We start from the raw sequence: 15,876 nt of genomic DNA, 5'->3' as shown, positions 1-15,876 counted from the left end.
AACATGAAACAACTAAAACGAATATTAGAGCGGATAGTTGAAAGCATACTAACAGTTAGCGGTGCTGTAACAAGCATCGCTATACTCCTTATCGTAATATTCTTATTCAAAGAAGGATTCGGATTGTTTAATTCTCCTTCTGTCGAACATGGCTATACACTTGTTGTAAACTCTAAGAATGCAGTTAACAAATTAAATGTTTTTGAAATAAAAGAAATATTTGATTCAGAAATAACCAATTGGGCAGAACTTGGCGGAGCAAATGAAGAAATAAAGATTTTCAGAATAGATGATATTTTCAATATGTATTCTGAAGAAGAATTTGGAGAAGATTATGCTCTATTACCGCAAAAGCTAGGCGAAGTGATTGCCGAGAACCCGAATATCATAGCATTTTTACCCGAAAAGTATGCTCCAACAAATATGCCCGGAGTAAAGGTGATTACAACAGGGAATATTAATGTTGAGGATTTTTTTGGAGGGAAGCAATGGATGCCCACAGCAACGCCAGCTCCTTTATTCGGGGTATTGCCTTTGATATTGGGAACTCTACTTGTGAGTATAGTTGCTATTCTGATAGCGCTTCCTTTAGGGCTCGGAGTCGCTATATATATATCAGAACTGGCTAATGAACGAACACGCAAGCTTATGAAACCAACAATTGAATTATTGGCCGGAATTCCGTCTGTAGTGTATGGTTTCTTCGGCTTAGTTGTCTTGGTTCCCATTGTGCAAAAAACTTTTCACTTACCTGTCGGCGAAACTGCATTTACAGGTAGCCTTATCCTTGCTATTATGGCTTTACCTACCATCATAACTGTTGCCGAAGATGCGATGCGTAATACGCCTCGGGCTATGCGTGAAGCAAGTTTGGCATTGGGTGCTACCCATTGGCAAACGGTTTACAAAGTAGTTATTCCATATTCGATATCGGGTATATCAGCCGCAGTTGTATTAGGTATAGGCAGGGCTATAGGTGAAACTATGGCAGTGTTGATGGTTACGGGCAACGCAGCTATAATACCACACTCTGTGTTTCAATCGGTGCGGACAATTCCTGCAACTATAGCAGCCGAATTAGGTGAAGCTCCGGCAGGAGGAGCTCATTATCAGGCTTTATTTTTGCTCGGATGTATTCTGTTTGTGATAACTATGATTATCAGCATAACAGCTGAGGCAATTTCTAAAAAGCAATATAATAAAGGACTATAGTTATGGATAAGAAATTAAGTCAGCGCATTGCATTTATTATATTTCGTGTACTAGGCATGGCTGTAGTAGCAATCCTTTTCTGGATATTAGGATTTATTATCTACAACGGCGTAGGAGTTATCAATTGGGAGTTCTTAACTTCAGCCCCAACAGAAGGTATGACTTCGGGTGGAATATTCCCCGCTATTGTAGGAACTATGTATCTGATTATAGGCAGTATGATATTTGCTTTTCCATTGGGAGTAATGTCTGCTATTTATACAAATGAATATGCCGGAAACAGTTGGATTGTAAAATTCATACGTGTTATGACCAATAATCTGGGAAGTATTCCTTCCATTGTTTTTGGACTTTTTGGTATGGCTTTATTTGTGAATACACTTGGTTTTGGCGATTCTATTATTGCCGGGTCATTAACACTCGGCTTGCTTGTTCTACCTCTCATTATCCGTACTACCGAAGAAGCACTCAAAGCTGTACCCGATTCGTACCGTACGGGAAGTCTGGCACTGGGAGCAACTAAATTACAAACCATTCGCAGGGTTGTTTTGCCTGCTGCTCTTCCCAATATAACTACCGGTTTAATACTGTCTATAGGGCGTGTATCAGGAGAAACTGCTCCGATTCTATTTACAGTTGCAGCCTATTTCTTGCCTAAGTTGCCCGAAAGTATGTATGATCAGGTGATGGCATTACCATACCATCTGTATGTAATAGCAACCAGTGGTACCGATATAGAGGCCTCTCGTCCTATTGCTTACGGAACAGCATTGGTGTTGATTGTCATTGTATTGTTTATGAATATTTTAGCTACTATTTTAAGACGTTACTTCGGCAAAAAAGTAAAGACTAATTAATTAGAATAAGAAAAATGATTGAAGCAAAAAACATAGATTTTTATTACGGAGACTTTCATGCATTGAAGGGTATAAATATGAAAATGGAGGCCAATACTATTACGGCTTTCATCGGACCTTCAGGATGTGGAAAGTCTACATTCCTACGTCTCTTTAATAGGATGAATGACCTTATCGACGGAACAAGACTTACCGGAGAGTGTTTAATTGAAAATGAAAATATATACGATAAGACAGTTCAGGTAGATGAATTGAGAAAAAGAGTAGGGATGGTTTTTCAGAAACCTAATCCTTTTCCCAAATCGATATTTGAAAATGTAGCCTATGGCTTGCGCGTAAATGACATGGCTAGTAAAAAAGACTTGGATCAGCGAGTTGAAGAGTCACTCAAGGCAGCGGCCTTATGGGATGAGGTAAAAGATAAACTAAAGAAATCGGCATTCGAATTATCGGGAGGACAACAGCAACGTCTTTGTATTGCACGGGCATTAGCCGTTTCTCCCTCTATCTTGTTGATGGACGAGCCGGCATCGGCTCTTGACCCGATTTCTACTTCAAAAATAGAGGAACTTATCCACAATCTTAAGAAAGACTATACAATTGTTATTGTTACTCACAATATGCAACAAGCGGCGCGGGTAAGTGATAAAACCGGATTCTTTATGTTAGGAGAATTGGTTGAATTCAGTGAGACAAAAAAGATGTTCTTAAATCCGCAAAAGCAGGAAACTCAAAATTATATAACCGGAAGATTCGGTTAAGAAGGAGGTTTAATTAAAATTAGTTTCTTAAAATTACAATTAAAAGAAGGAAGAGATGAATATGATGAAACATACAGAACGGGAAATGTTAGCTCTGAGAGAAGAGGTAAATCAGATGTGGAGGCTGGTTATATCTCAGTTAGAAAAAGCAAAACAATCTTTTCTTAATGGAGATGTAGAGCTTGCCCGTGAGATTGTAAGCCGTGAGAAGCGCGTGAATGCATTCGAACTGAAAATAGATAGCGATTGTGAAAACTATATTGCTCTTTACAGTCCTGTAGCTGTAGACCTAAGGCTGATCTTATCACTCATAAAGATTAGTAGCACGTTGGAACGTATTGGTGATTTCTGTGATGGAATTGCCCGATATGTGATCGATGATGACTGTAATAAGCCGGGCTCGGAATTGTTGGAAGAGTTGCAATTAGAAAGAGTATTCGATGTGCTGATAGGAATGCTTTCGGATGTATTTGTAGCTCTAGAGTCGGAGAATACAAAAATAGCCGGTAAAATATTAGCCAAAGATGAAGAGGTAGATAATATCTATCGCAATGCCATAGATGTATTGACACTCTATCTGGAAAAGAATCCTACTTTTATATATTGCGGTTTGAAGCTTTTATTGCTTATTCGCAAGTTGGAACGCATTGGAGATCATTGTAGCAATATCGTAGAAGAGATTGTCTTTTATGTTGATGCCAAAGTCCTTAAACACTCGGGTAAAATAGGAAAAATTGAAAAAAAAGATGAGTAATTTCTTGAATAGCTTATCTTTGTAAAGAGTAAATACAGAATGTATGGGAAATAAGATCCTGATCGTTGATGACGAGAAAGACATTTGCGAGATATTAGAATTCAATTTAAGCAACGAAGGCTTTGACGTTGAATTGGCTTATTCGGCAGAAGAAGCCCTAAAAAAATTGAACCCCGATTTTTCTCTTATCCTCCTCGATGTGATGATGGGTGGAATGTCCGGCTACAAAATGGCGGAAAAGCTGAGGAAAGAAGGGAATAATATTCCTATTGTTTTCTTAACAGCCAAAGATACCGAGAATGATATGCTTACAGGTTTCTCAGTGGGAGGAGATGATTATATTTCCAAGCCATTCTCCATAAAGGAAGTCATTGCCCGTATCAAGGCTGTGGTAAAAAGACTCGAAGTCAAAAAGAATACAAAGGAGTCAACTACTGAGTTAACCTTTGCCGGTATTGTGATCAATATGGACAAAAAAGAATTAACTGTTGATGGCGAAAAAGTAGCACTTACAAAAACCGAGTTTGAGATACTTGCCTTATTGGCTACAAATGTAGATAAGGTATTTTCTCGTGAAGATATTATTCAAACAGTATGGCGCGAAACTCCTTATATTACAGAGCGGACTGTGGATGTGCATATTGCCCGCCTGAGGAAAAAAATGGGAGAGTACTCCTCACTTATCGCCAATCGGTCGGGCTATGGTTATAGATTTAATATAGGAGAATAATGAAGCTGACTTATAAGCAACGATTATTTTTATACTTTGCTATTATTTTCACTCTATTTACTGCCGGGATCTTTGTTTTCGAGCAGTCGAGAGAGCGGAGGTTAAGAACTGAAGCATTGGAGGAAAAATTGGATGCTTATGCCGAAATCATTAACTCCAGTCATGGCTTCTTATCTCTGGATAGCCTCGAACAGCTTCTTCCTTCAAATATACGCCTGACCTTAATCGATAATGATGGGAATGTATTGTACGACAACTCTGTTAAAGATGTACATTCTCTCGAAAATCATACAATGCGCCCCGAAGTACAAACAGCAATAGCAAAAGGACGGGGGAGTGATATAAGACTGTCTGCTTCTCTCAACAAGGAATATCTATATTATGCAAAAAAAATAGGGACCGGATATGTGCGGGTAGCCCTTCCGTATGATATACAAACACGGCGTTTTTTGGAGCCTGATAATTTATTTTTATATTTTATATTAGCATTTTTCTTTATTATACTCATTCTGCTGAATGCTATAACAAACCGTTTTGGAAAATCGATCAGGCAGCTTCGAGATTTTGTAATGACTTCAAATAGTGATAAACTTCCGAAGCTTGATTTTCCGAATGATGAATTGGGGCAAATAAGTACGAAGCTTGTAGAAAATTACAAACAGTTAAGGAGAAGCCAAAAGCGAATAGCTCTCGAACGAGAGAAGTTATTGCAACACGTTCATTCATCCGAAGAAGGAATTTGTTTCTTTTCGGCAGATAGAAATGTTGAATTTTATAATGGGCTATTTATTCAATATCTTAACACAATTTCCAGTGAGCCCAACAGCAACCCCAAAGAAATATTCTCAGATAGTGCTTTTGATGAGCTCAATGATTTTCTGTCGCGCGAGGATAAGGAAGAAAATTATTTTGAGATACATATAAGAAAGCATGGGCGGTTCTTTATTCTGCGGCTGAATATATTCGAAGACCGTAGTTTTGAGATCGTACTGAATGATATGACAGAGGAAGAGAAAACCCGACTGCTGAAACAGGAAATGACAAGCAATATAGCGCACGAGTTGCGTACACCTGTAACAAGCATACGGGGATATCTCGAAACAGTGCTTGTACAATCGACCTTAGACGAACATAAGAAACAACACTTTATAAACAAGGCTTACAATCAGACGATTATCCTTTCGGAATTGATCGGAGATATGAGTCTGATAACTAAAATAGAAGAAGCTCCCACTTCTTTCCGAAAAGAAGAAGTGAACATTTATCAGTTGCTTAATGAATTGAACGACGATCTTGCTACTGCCTTGCAGAGCAGAAATATAGTGATGACAACCAATAATATTCCCGAAAGTCTCACGATAAATGGGAATAGGAGTTTGTTATATTCCATCTTTCGTAATTTGGTGGATAATGTCATTCGCTATGCAGGAGAAGATGTAACGATTTGTGTAAGTGTATACAACGAAGACAAAGACTATTATTACTTCTCATTCTACGATACAGGAGTAGGAATCTCTGATGAAAAACACCTGAAACGCTTATTCGAACGCTTCTATAGAGTCAACGAAGGCCGTACACGTGATACAGGGGGCTCTGGCTTAGGGCTCTCTATCGTTAAGAATGCCATCGCATTTCACAATGGTTCTATTATTGCTAAAAATAGAAAAGAGGGTGGTTTGGAATTCTTATTCAAGCTAAAGAAGTAGTAGAATATCTGATTATATATTAAAACTTTAGTTATAATCTCTTTGTCATCCTGAGGGAAACGAAGCATCTTTAGAGCCAGACTCAAAATAGATTCTTCACTTCACTCAGAACAACGAAAGATATTTCAGATTTATCCGTTTACCTTTTTATAATCAGCAAGGAATGTGGCTAATCCGCTATCTGTAAGAGGGTGTTTTAGTAATCCTTTGATTGCAGACAATGGGCAAGTAGCAACATCAGCCCCTACTTCGATACACTGTATAATATGTTGCGTACTGCGTATAGATGCAGCCAACACCTGAGTAGACATATCATAAGTAGTATACATATCTACGATCTTACTTACTAGCTCGATGCCATCACTTGAAATATCATCAAGGCGTCCAACAAATGGAGAGACATAGGTAGCCCCAGCTTTTGCTGCTAATAAAGCCTGACCAACAGAAAATATCAATGTGCAGTTGGTACGGATTCCTTTCTTCGTGAAATATTTAATAGCCTTGATTCCATCCTCTATACAAGGGACTTTCACAACAATGTTTTTGTGTAAAGCCGCAAGCTCTTCACCCTCGCGTATCATCCCTTCATAATCTGTGGAGATCACTTCTGCGCTTACATCTCCATCTACAATTTTGCAGATTTCCAGATAATGATTCCGTTGATTTTCTACACCTTTTATTCCTTCCTTTGCCATAAGGGATGGATTGGTGGTTACTCCGTCTAACACTCCTAAATTGTTAGCTTCGCGGATTTGATCCAAATTCGCTGTGTCGATAAAGAATTTCATGATATGTTATTATATTTATGAATACTATCCTCTAATATCCGAATATATTTTAATTAAAACAAATCAGAAAGGCTGTTTGTTTCCACTCTCGATATGCTTTATACCATCTTAATATATAGACAGATATAATTCTTTTTGAACTCTGTTGGAAAGATTGTTTAGCAGATCGTTGCCGTATGAGATAATACCTATTACTTTTGCAATCTCATTCAGGTTTATCTCAACAAAACGCTATGGCTATATCTAAACACTACTGGTATCATACTATTGCTATTCTCACAGTGATTGTTTGGGGTACTACCTTTGTTTCCACAAAGGTTCTTATAGGATATGGATTATCTCCTTCCGAAATTCTGATCTATCGCTTCCTGTTGGCATATATAGGTATTTGGTTTGTCTGCCCGAAAAGGCTGTTTGCTAAATCAGTTAAAGATGAGCTTTTGTTTGTTGCTGCCGGACTATGCGGTGGTTCCCTCTATTTTGTATTCGAAAATACGGCACTGCAAATAACGCTGGCATCCAATGTATCTCTCATTATATGTACTTCTCCTATATTTACCGCCTTCCTTTCCTACTTGATGTACCGAAAGGAAAAGTTGAAAGCATCCCTTATATTTGGCTCGCTCACCGCTCTGCTAGGGGTTGGCTTGGTTGTTTTCAACGGTAGCTTTATTTTGCAGATCAATCCTCTAGGTGATATTCTGACAATATTGTCTGCCCTGTCGTGGGCTTTTTATGGGATTGTATTGCGCAAAGTCAACGGGCGTTATTCAACACTTTTTATTACCCGTAAGGTATTTATTTATGGTATAATTACCATGCTGCCTTTTCTTGCTCTTAGCCCTTCATCCCTTCATCCTGAATTGCTTGTGCAGCCTGTCATTATAGCCAATCTGTTGTTCTTAGGCCTGATTGCTTCCTTGCTTTGTTTTATAGCATGGAACACGGCCGTGAAAGAACTTGGTATTGTCCAGACATCTAACTATATCTACTTTGTACCGCTGGTAACACTGCTTACTTCTGCCATTGTAATAGATGAACATATTACATTGGTTGCTCTTCTAGGTTCTGTGTTTATTCTATTTGGTGTGTATGTTGCCGAGAAAGGATTCAGATTTGGGTTGAAGAAAAAGGTTGCATAAGAACCTGTATCTTCAGCCTTTGAGTATTCTCTTCAAGTAGGATATATCTAATAGATTCACAGTCTCAAAAGTTCCTTTATAAAACACTCCCCAGTTGTTGAAAACGCAAGGCAGCTCTTTTGCCTTTTGCAGCGTATCCACTTTAATGAATGACACCGGGACATTGTTTGTTTCGCAATACTCTCTTGTCATATCAATACTTTGATAGACGTAGGGACATTGCATATCATAATAAATTGTAAGCTCCTTGTTTTCTATTTTCAGGCTCTTGGCATTTCGTGCAAACTTTGGTGTTGTTCCGTCAAGAGAAAGTGCCAGTAATTCATATCCATTGTCGGTTGTATCAACAACCTCGAATCCAAATCTTTTTGCAAATGATTGGTCAGAGAGCCACGATTTTTGTTTTTGCGCTCCGAGCATGCAGATACCTGATTTGCCCTTTTTCTTTGCATCAGCCAGGCAATACTCCATCAGCGATCTTCCATGCCCTTTTCCTTTGTAATTGCCTAAAACCCACAAGCAATATACATAGTAATAGTTGTCGCCGATTATGGGAACCCAAGCTGTTTCGAGAGGGGCGTATTCAATAAAAACGGTAGCTTTTGCATTTAGTTTTCTAAAGACATGGCCCTCATTCAGCCTGTCTGAGAGCCATTGTCTTTTTGCTTCAATACCTTGATGAGTCTTTTTACTGCGGATAATGCAGCATAAGTGCTCATTGGTAAGGTTTTCTATTGTTAAGTTTACAAAATCATCAATCATCTGCTTTTGTTTCAAACTAACATATATCTCGTTTTATTTCAGTCCGTCTTTCTTCGCTTTCATTGAAGAATAGCCCAGATAGAATATGATTACCGCATACATCAACAATGCGAGCCATTGTGAGCCGGCAGAGTCTAACCACTCTTTGTCAACAAGATCAACTCCTCCGAAACGTAAGGTTGCGCTAACAACCCCCATCAAAGCACCTCCGGCAATGAATCCTGAAGCCAATAATGTTCCTTTATCCAATCGTGCCGAATTTAATGCTTTATCTTTACTGCGACTACCTACATACCAGTTTACTGCACCACCAACCAATAGCGGCACATTCAGCTGAAGCGGGATAAACATTCCTAAAGCAAAGGCAAGAGCCGGCACTTTGAAGAATGTAAGCAATAGAGCGATCAATGCTCCAATGCCATATAGTATCCATGGTGCACCTGTACCCGACATCAACGGGTCTATAACGGCAGCCATTGCGTTAGCCTGTGGAGCTACAAGAGCTCCCTCTCCTGTAAAGCCGTACGTATCGTTCAATATGATCATTACTCCTCCTACTGTTGCAGCAGAAACGAGTGTTCCTAGAAACTTCCACGATTGTTGTTTAGCCGGAGTAGTTCCCAGCCAATAGCCGATCTTAAGGTCGGTTATAAATCCACCCGCCATAGATAGGGCTGTACATACAACTCCTCCCATAATCAGCGCTGCCACCATCCCAGATGTACCTTTTAGTCCTACGGCTACCATGATAACAGAAGCAAGGATAAGGGTCATCAGTGTCATTCCCGAAACAGGGTTTGTACCCACTATCGCAATGGCATTGGCAGCTACGGTGGTGAACAAGAAAGCAATTATGGCTACCACAAGAATAGCTATGACAGCGTAAAACAGATTATGCATTACACCCAGATAGAAGAAGATGAATGTTGCAAGCAACGCTACTATTACTCCGATAGAAATTATTTTCATTGGGAGATCAAGCTGAGTACGCTTATCTATCTTCGATGCATCTTTACTCCCTCCTTTAAATTCTTTAGAAGCAAGTCCTACAGCACTTTTGATAATAGGCCATGATCGGATGATGCCGATTATCCCCGCCATTGCAATACCTCCGATACCAATATGGCGTGCCATAGATGAGAATATCACTTCAGGGCTGGCAGATGCTATTCCGTCAATAAGCCCTCCTCCGGGCAAATAAGGGGCGGGATTTAACATTTGCAGTGTCGTGTCTCCTAATAATGGCATAAGAGGAACAAGTACAAACCAAACCAATGCAGAGCCGGCACAGATGATAGCGGCGTATCTTAGTCCTACGATATATCCCAAGCCGAGAACTGCTGCTCCAACATTAACGCTGAATAGCATCTTCACTTTATTGGCTAAGGTCTCACCGTAAGGGATTACACGTGATGTGAAGGTTTCGCCCCATGTACCGAATGTGGCTATAACAAAGTCATAAAGTCCTCCGATCAGCCCGGCTATAATAAGCGGTTTGGCCTGATCTCCTCCTTTTTCGCCTGATACCAGCACTTGTGTAGTAGCGGTAGCTTCGGGGAAAGGATATTTTCCGTGCATATCGGAAACAAAATATTTGCGGAAAGGAATAAGGAACAAGATTCCTAAAATACCTCCGAGCAACGAACTAAGAAATACCTGAAAGAAATCGACCGAAATATCGGGATATTTAGCTTGCAGGATGTAAAGTGCAGGCAGGGTGAATATAGCGCCGGCTACAATAACCCCGCTACTTGCCCCAATAGACTGTATTATGACATTTTCTCCAAGTGCGTTTTTACGCTTGGTGGCGCTCGATAGCCCTACGGCAATAATAGCGATAGGGATAGCGGCTTCGAATACTTGTCCTACTTTCAGACCCAGATAGGCTGCTGCAGCACTAAACAAAACGGCCATTAGCAGTCCCCACATAACCGACCATGGCGTAACTTCTTTGTATTGCTTATTGGGAGACATTATGGGGTTGTACTCTTCTCCCTCTTTGAGCTCATGAAAAGCGTTTTCAGGTAATCCGCTTATCTTGTCTTCATTTTCTGTTTTCACGGGCTAACTATTTTTTTTGGTTACAAATTTCCTCTGAAAGTATTACAGATACAAATCTACATTATTTTTTACAGTTATGAAAAAGAACTTATTCCAACATCTTTTTTATTCCCAACATCATAAAGCTTAAAAAGTGACAGAATACAACTTTTATATGATAATCTCATACTCTCGTTAAGTGTCACATTATAATATTATTACTCGCTGTTTTGAGCAGAAAAGGTGACAAAAGTGACACTTTTTTGCTTGTTCTTATCCGTCACCTTTTTGTTCCGATCAGCAACTGATATAAGATAAATTATGGATTATAAAACACAGTCTGTTTTGTATCTCATTTTATTTAATATTTTTGTTTTCTCAAGTAGAAATAAAACTATATCTATTATACTATGAACATACAGTTATCTGATAATTTCAGGAAGAAAACACTTGGTGCTATTTTTTCTATAGTCGTTTTCATTATTGTTTATATAATGTTGCTTATCCTCGCTATAATGCTTACTGCATTATGTGCCTATGGGGGTATTATGCTTATAGTAAACTTTCCTAAATTTATAACTATTTTATTAGGAATAGGGTTGGCCAGTTTTGGAATTATAATTCTGTTTTTCTTATTTAAATTTTTATTTAAAGAACACTCCGTAGATAGGAGTCATTTAGAAGAAATTACCTCTAAAGACTATCCTCGGTTGTTTGGTATGATAGAAGAAATAGTAGTAGAAGTGGGAACAAAGTTTCCTAAGAAAGTATATATGTCGAGTGATGTAAATGCTGCCGTATTTTATGATTCCAGTTTCTGGAGTATGTTTTTCCCTATTTCTAAAAATCTGCAAATAGGCATGGGGCTTGTAAATACAGTTACAGAACAAGAACTGAAAGCAATACTAGCCCATGAGTTCGGGCACTTTTCTCAACGCAGTATGAGTGTAGGCAGCTATGTATACAACGTGAATCAGGTAATCTATAACATGCTGTACGAAAATGAGTCGTTCGACAAGATGATAAGTGGCTGGGCAAGTATCACAGGCTATTTTTCTATTTTTGTGATTATAGCCGTCAAAGTGATTCAGGGAATTCAGTGGGTATTGAGAAAATTATATGATTATGTTAACCTGAAACATTTAGCACTATCAAGAGAAATGGAATTTCACGCCGATCAGGTAGCTGCTAATGTAGCAGGTAGCCTAGCACTTCAGGAATCATTGGTGAGGCTCGATCTTGCGCAACATGCTTATAATCTTGCGATCAACTTTTATGAAAAGAAGAGCGATGATAAGATAATAAGTGAGAATCTATATCAAGATCAATTGTTTGTTTTAGATATTCTTGTAAAGGAAAATAATACGCCACTCAAAAATAACTTACCACTGGTTGCATTAGAAGACCTCAGGAAATACAATAAGTCTAAGCTAAATGTAGATGATCAATGGGCTTCGCATCCAACTACAGAGGAAAGAGTAAATGCCTTGATAGAGATTAATATCACGAAGGATAGTGTAAAGAATAATCTGGCAATAGATTTGTTTTCGAATGATGGTACAATCGAGAAAAAAATGACTGTAAAAGTCTTTTATTATTCTACGTTCGACAAAGATGTCAGACGCTTGACTATAGACGAATTTAAGAAAGAGTTTATAGACGATTATAATAAAAATACTTTTCCAAAACAGTATAATGGTTATTATGATGAAAAGAATATTATTCCGTTTGACCTATCGGAGATAACAGATTTTTCACAAATAGAGGCAATGGATAGATTATTTGCGAAAGAAAAGGTTGATATGGTCTATAGTTATATTTCGATAGAAGCAGATAGAAACACGTTGAATAATATTTACACAAAGAAAGTTCCTATCAAAAGGTTTGAATATGATGGAAAGAAATATATGAGAAAGGAAGCCGGAGCGTTGGAGGTAAAACTAGATGCCGAAATGCAAGCTCTTAAGGCAGAAATAAAAAAGAACGATATAGCTATTTATCGCTTTTTCTATAATCAGGCGAAAATAAGAGGGATCGAAAGTGAATTGAAGACTAAATATATTACTCTTTTTGATGAGGATATGGGTTACGAAAAAAAGTTCCAGCTTTTCTCGAAGTTTACAGAACAAGCCGATTCCTTGGGGCGGGCAACATCAGATGAACAGGTGGAAGATATATTTAGAGAGTTTTCTGAATTGGAAATAATATTGAAGCAAGAGCTAAAACAATTTTTGAAAAAAAATCTTTTGGCACAGGAAATTACAAAAACGATGAATGATAACCTGAGTAATTACTTCGAAGGAAATTGGTCTTATTCAAAAAATCCGGACTCTGATCAGGAGTATTTAGATACAATGTTTCAAGCAGTAAATTATTATTATTACTTTATATCGAGGAGTTACTTTTTATCCAAGCGAGATTTATTGGACTTTCAGATAGCTTTGTTAGCAGAAAGGTAATTGTAAATAAGCTTATTCCTTATTCGGGTTGTAAATCAAAATCCCATACCAAGCTCAAACATTAGCCTGTTGGCATCGCTCGAACCAAAATAAGAGAATTTACCTGTGAATTTGCGGAGTAATGTTAACCAGAATCCTCCTCCATAAGAGGAATGCCATTTTTGTGAAACATCCTCAGGATACCATACACGACCATGATCTACTCCAAGAAATACTCCATAGTTAAGCGGAGTGAGGGGATTGTTGAGCCGTCCCATATCGAGCCGTATATCCGAATATTGATAGAATGAATGACGACCGATGAAGCGGTTGCTCCGATATCCTCTCAGCTCGGTTGTTGCTGCCTGAAAGAAATCATATTTATCAGAGAACAGGCTCTTTCCTTTAAGTAGAGTAGCAAAAGTAATTCTGTCTGTTAGTTTAAGATTGAACCCGAATTCTCCTGTTGTATAAGCAAAATTGTTCTGAGGTTTGGTTACGTTTACAGTCCAACCCGACGAAACGGAGAATTTGACAGACGAAACAAAGGATTGCATTTTCTTATTGAACTCATACGCCGCCCCAAGATCAACAAAGTATTTGGTAGAGAATATTGAGTTGTCATCATCGTAGAATGTATTGATGAAGCGATCACGATTTTTAGGGTTCTTCACTTTATACGATTCTATGGAAGTGTAGATATTGAATGTCTGGTCTTTGTTGATATTGTAATACAAAGACGGCTTTAGCATGTACTTTTTGATATTAACACGATTGTAGTTCTTGTTCTCATTTTTATAACCATCCGTGTTGTTGCCGAACCCGAAGAAGTTGCTAAAATAAGAAGGGCTACCCAACAGGGCTAATACGTGCAGGCTTTTCTTCTCATCATAGCTCGGAAAAATCCCCTGATATATAAACCCATTATTTAAATCGTAGCTTATCTGATGTCTTCGGGTATAAGGAGCTCGCCTAAAACCGTATACGGTGTAAGAAAATGATGTCCCGAGATTCAAACCCAAATCGGAGTCATAGATTCCTATCGGCGTCACAGAAAGTGATGTGTGTCTCAATCGCTGATAGTCATACTCCAACGCACTTTCGTCGTTAGGGATAATTACTTTTGCGTTCTTGGTGGCTTTTAGCTGTTCTTTCTCCGACTTCGACTCGTAAATAAATACGTTATTACCCTGTTTTACCTCATAGTCGTTATTATCGTTACCCCCAATAAGTAAGATCGCAATATTTCTTCTTCGTTTATTTACCTCGAAACTGTCTTCACCTCCTAGCCCGTATAGCCATATTTCTTTTGTTCGTTTTGGTGAATACTTCTTATCGAAAGTTAGTTTATTGGTGTTTTTATCAAAGATGCGTATGTGCAATTCTTTTCCATTCTGATCTATTACAAACTTCTCGCTTCTATCTGTTCCCGTTACAACCGGATTCTTTTGTAGAGTGATATAATATTTTAAAGCGATATCCTCCAGATTTTTTCTTCTGGCTTTAAGTCTTTCTTTTAGTTTGGTGATATCCTCATTTTGCATTTCTTTCGGTAGTGCCGAAAACGCATTGTCTATATCCCTATCTGTTAAGTCTGATTTTAATATTCGTGCTTGCTCTTGCCAGTCTTCGGCTGTGCTTCTTTGCGTAATTGCAATATCGAGAGGCTGAGCCAGTGTGTTTATTTTCTTGATATTTTTTATATGAGCTTCATAATTGGTAATAAAACCTACACCCAGCATTCCTAATAGTCCTTTGAAGAGAAAACCGTCTACCTTAGAGAAGGCATGGCTTCTGTCTATCACCTGAGGTTGATATACAACGGAATCACCTTTCGGAGTTGATATCCAGTACCAGTTTTCCGATACTTTGTTCCAATCACCGATAAGCATATCAAACAATCGCATCTTGATATATAAGTCCTGATCTACTGATGTAGGGCTCGTGCTGTGGAGGCTATCTATTAATGTCTCTACATTTGTGAGAATCTTTTTCTTCTTCAAAGCGGGCAGCTCTGATATACTCACGAGCTTATTCTTTAGTTGATTATCGTCTATAATTGTGTCCGTTCTGTCGTCAAGCATGTAGTAAATACGGGTATTCATTGAACAGATATTTGCCGACCTTGCCAACTTTTCCGACACAAGAAACATATATGGATGAACGATTGTATACGCTTCAGTAATAAAATCATCCAGATATGTATCTTTAAAATCTTCATGATGATATACATCCCTGAAAAATTTGGACTCCAAGAAGCTTGAAGAACCGCCAAGAGGCTTTAGCATAAAGAGTTGGTCTCGTTTGTTCTTCAGAATAAACGCATGAAGCATCGGGCGTTCGCTGATAATGGATAGTCCTCCATAAGAAGAATCTAAAGACGCTGCTTTGGCTGTGATGGGTTTGTAGTATACGTCTCTGTAATGTTTTCCCCATGCCCAGGTATAAAACGAACTGTGCTTTTTCTTTTCCTTAGAGTAGATGGGTTTTTCTATATTTTGCCCAATGCGCACAGGTATAGAATCATCCGCATTATCTTGTGCCAATACATTTAGCGAAGTAAAGTGTAAGCAGATAAAGCTGAATATTGTGATGTAATATTTCAGGAGTGGTTTAAGCAATATTTTACAGTTTATTTCTGGTGTAATAATGTTTTGTTGTAGAGTATCGGTGTAAATGTAATTAA

Annotated in this window: 12 protein-coding genes; 8 read left to right on the top strand and 4 right to left on the bottom strand. The window is 38.4% G+C overall.

What is annotated here, in order from left to right; all coding sequences use genetic code 11:
* Nucleotides 1-3 precede the first annotated feature (3 nt).
* From pstC to HMPREF9456_RS00920, 6 genes are all read left to right on the top strand, one after another.
* Entirely contained in the window at nt 4-1,212 is a 1,209-nt protein-coding gene (gene pstC, locus HMPREF9456_RS00945; RefSeq protein WP_006841565.1) for a phosphate ABC transporter permease subunit PstC, read from the top strand.
* 2 nt (nt 1,213-1,214) lie between these two features.
* Nucleotides 1,215-2,069 (top strand): phosphate ABC transporter permease PstA, encoded by an 855-nt coding sequence (pstA, locus tag HMPREF9456_RS00940; RefSeq protein ID WP_006841564.1) that lies wholly within the window; start codon nt 1,215-1,217, stop codon nt 2,067-2,069.
* Nucleotides 2,070-2,083: 14 nt separating this feature from the next.
* The gene (gene pstB / locus HMPREF9456_RS00935; RefSeq protein ID WP_006841563.1) at nt 2,084-2,830 is read left to right on the top strand and encodes a phosphate ABC transporter ATP-binding protein PstB; all 747 of its coding nucleotides are present in this window, start codon (nt 2,084-2,086) and stop codon (nt 2,828-2,830) included.
* A 61-nt stretch (nt 2,831-2,891) separates the two neighbouring features.
* Nucleotides 2,892-3,584 carry a phosphate signaling complex protein PhoU gene (gene phoU / locus HMPREF9456_RS00930; protein ID WP_420864491.1) on the top strand — a complete coding sequence of 231 codons (693 nt, stop codon included), beginning with the start codon at nt 2,892-2,894 and terminating at the stop codon, nt 3,582-3,584.
* 43 nt (nt 3,585-3,627) lie between these two features.
* Nucleotides 3,628-4,314, top strand: coding sequence for a response regulator transcription factor (locus tag HMPREF9456_RS00925; RefSeq protein WP_006841561.1), 687 nt, complete (start codon nt 3,628-3,630; stop codon nt 4,312-4,314).
* Nucleotides 4,314-6,020 carry a sensor histidine kinase gene (locus HMPREF9456_RS00920; protein WP_006841560.1) on the top strand — a complete coding sequence of 569 codons (1,707 nt, stop codon included), beginning with the start codon at nt 4,314-4,316 and terminating at the stop codon, nt 6,018-6,020. Before HMPREF9456_RS00925 ends, HMPREF9456_RS00920 begins: the two co-directional genes overlap by 1 nt.
* A gap of 131 nt (nt 6,021-6,151) precedes the next feature.
* On the opposite strand, the gene fsa is transcribed toward HMPREF9456_RS00920, so the two are convergent.
* Nucleotides 6,152-6,808 (bottom strand): fructose-6-phosphate aldolase, encoded by a 657-nt coding sequence (fsa, locus tag HMPREF9456_RS00915; protein ID WP_006841559.1) that lies wholly within the window; start codon nt 6,806-6,808, stop codon nt 6,152-6,154.
* Nucleotides 6,809-7,041: 233 nt separating this feature from the next.
* On the opposite strand from fsa, the gene HMPREF9456_RS00910 reads away from it, so the two are divergent.
* The gene (locus HMPREF9456_RS00910; protein WP_006841558.1) at nt 7,042-7,950 is read left to right on the top strand and encodes a DMT family transporter; all 909 of its coding nucleotides are present in this window, start codon (nt 7,042-7,044) and stop codon (nt 7,948-7,950) included.
* A 12-nt stretch (nt 7,951-7,962) separates the two neighbouring features.
* On the opposite strand, the gene HMPREF9456_RS00905 is transcribed toward HMPREF9456_RS00910, so the two are convergent.
* Nucleotides 7,963-8,712, bottom strand: coding sequence for a GNAT family N-acetyltransferase (locus HMPREF9456_RS00905; protein WP_006841557.1), 750 nt, complete (start codon nt 8,710-8,712; stop codon nt 7,963-7,965).
* A gap of 33 nt (nt 8,713-8,745) precedes the next feature.
* Nucleotides 8,746-10,773, bottom strand: a complete 2,028-nt coding sequence (locus HMPREF9456_RS00900; protein WP_006841556.1) for an OPT family oligopeptide transporter — start codon at nt 10,771-10,773, stop codon at nt 8,746-8,748.
* Between the two features lie 389 nt (nt 10,774-11,162).
* Here HMPREF9456_RS00900 and HMPREF9456_RS00895 point away from each other — a divergent pair, with 389 nt between their 5' ends.
* Nucleotides 11,163-13,211, top strand: coding sequence for a M48 family metalloprotease (locus HMPREF9456_RS00895; RefSeq protein WP_006841555.1), 2,049 nt, complete (start codon nt 11,163-11,165; stop codon nt 13,209-13,211).
* Between the two features lie 35 nt (nt 13,212-13,246).
* On the opposite strand, the gene HMPREF9456_RS00890 is transcribed toward HMPREF9456_RS00895, so the two are convergent.
* The gene (locus HMPREF9456_RS00890) at nt 13,247-15,811 is read right to left on the bottom strand and encodes a BamA/TamA family outer membrane protein (RefSeq protein ID WP_006841554.1); all 2,565 of its coding nucleotides are present in this window, start codon (nt 15,809-15,811) and stop codon (nt 13,247-13,249) included.
* Between the last annotated feature and the right edge of the window lie 65 nt (nt 15,812-15,876).

It is taken from the genome of Dysgonomonas mossii DSM 22836 (genome assembly GCF_000213575.1).
GTDB lineage: Bacteria > Bacteroidota > Bacteroidia > Bacteroidales > Dysgonomonadaceae > Dysgonomonas > Dysgonomonas mossii.
The sequence above is the reverse complement of the archived record's forward strand: the minus strand, read 5'-3'. Positions and strand labels throughout refer to the sequence as shown.

Coding starts and splice junctions, on each gene's coding strand:
- HMPREF9456_RS00925 (WP_006841561.1), top strand. CDS start 3,628: ATGGGAAATAAGATCCTGATCGTTGATGACGAGAAAGACATTTGCGAG.
- pstA (WP_006841564.1), top strand. CDS start 1,215: ATGGATAAGAAATTAAGTCAGCGCATTGCATTTATTATATTTCGTGTA.
- phoU (WP_420864491.1), top strand. CDS start 2,892: ATGATGAAACATACAGAACGGGAAATGTTAGCTCTGAGAGAAGAGGTA.
- HMPREF9456_RS00895 (WP_006841555.1), top strand. CDS start 11,163: ATGAACATACAGTTATCTGATAATTTCAGGAAGAAAACACTTGGTGCT.
- pstB (WP_006841563.1), top strand. CDS start 2,084: ATGATTGAAGCAAAAAACATAGATTTTTATTACGGAGACTTTCATGCA.
- pstC (WP_006841565.1), top strand. CDS start 4: ATGAAACAACTAAAACGAATATTAGAGCGGATAGTTGAAAGCATACTA.
- HMPREF9456_RS00910 (WP_006841558.1), top strand. CDS start 7,042: ATGGCTATATCTAAACACTACTGGTATCATACTATTGCTATTCTCACA.
- HMPREF9456_RS00905 (WP_006841557.1), bottom strand. CDS start 8,712: ATGATTGATGATTTTGTAAACTTAACAATAGAAAACCTTACCAATGAG.
- fsa (WP_006841559.1), bottom strand. CDS start 6,808: ATGAAATTCTTTATCGACACAGCGAATTTGGATCAAATCCGCGAAGCT.
- HMPREF9456_RS00920 (WP_006841560.1), top strand. CDS start 4,314: ATGAAGCTGACTTATAAGCAACGATTATTTTTATACTTTGCTATTATT.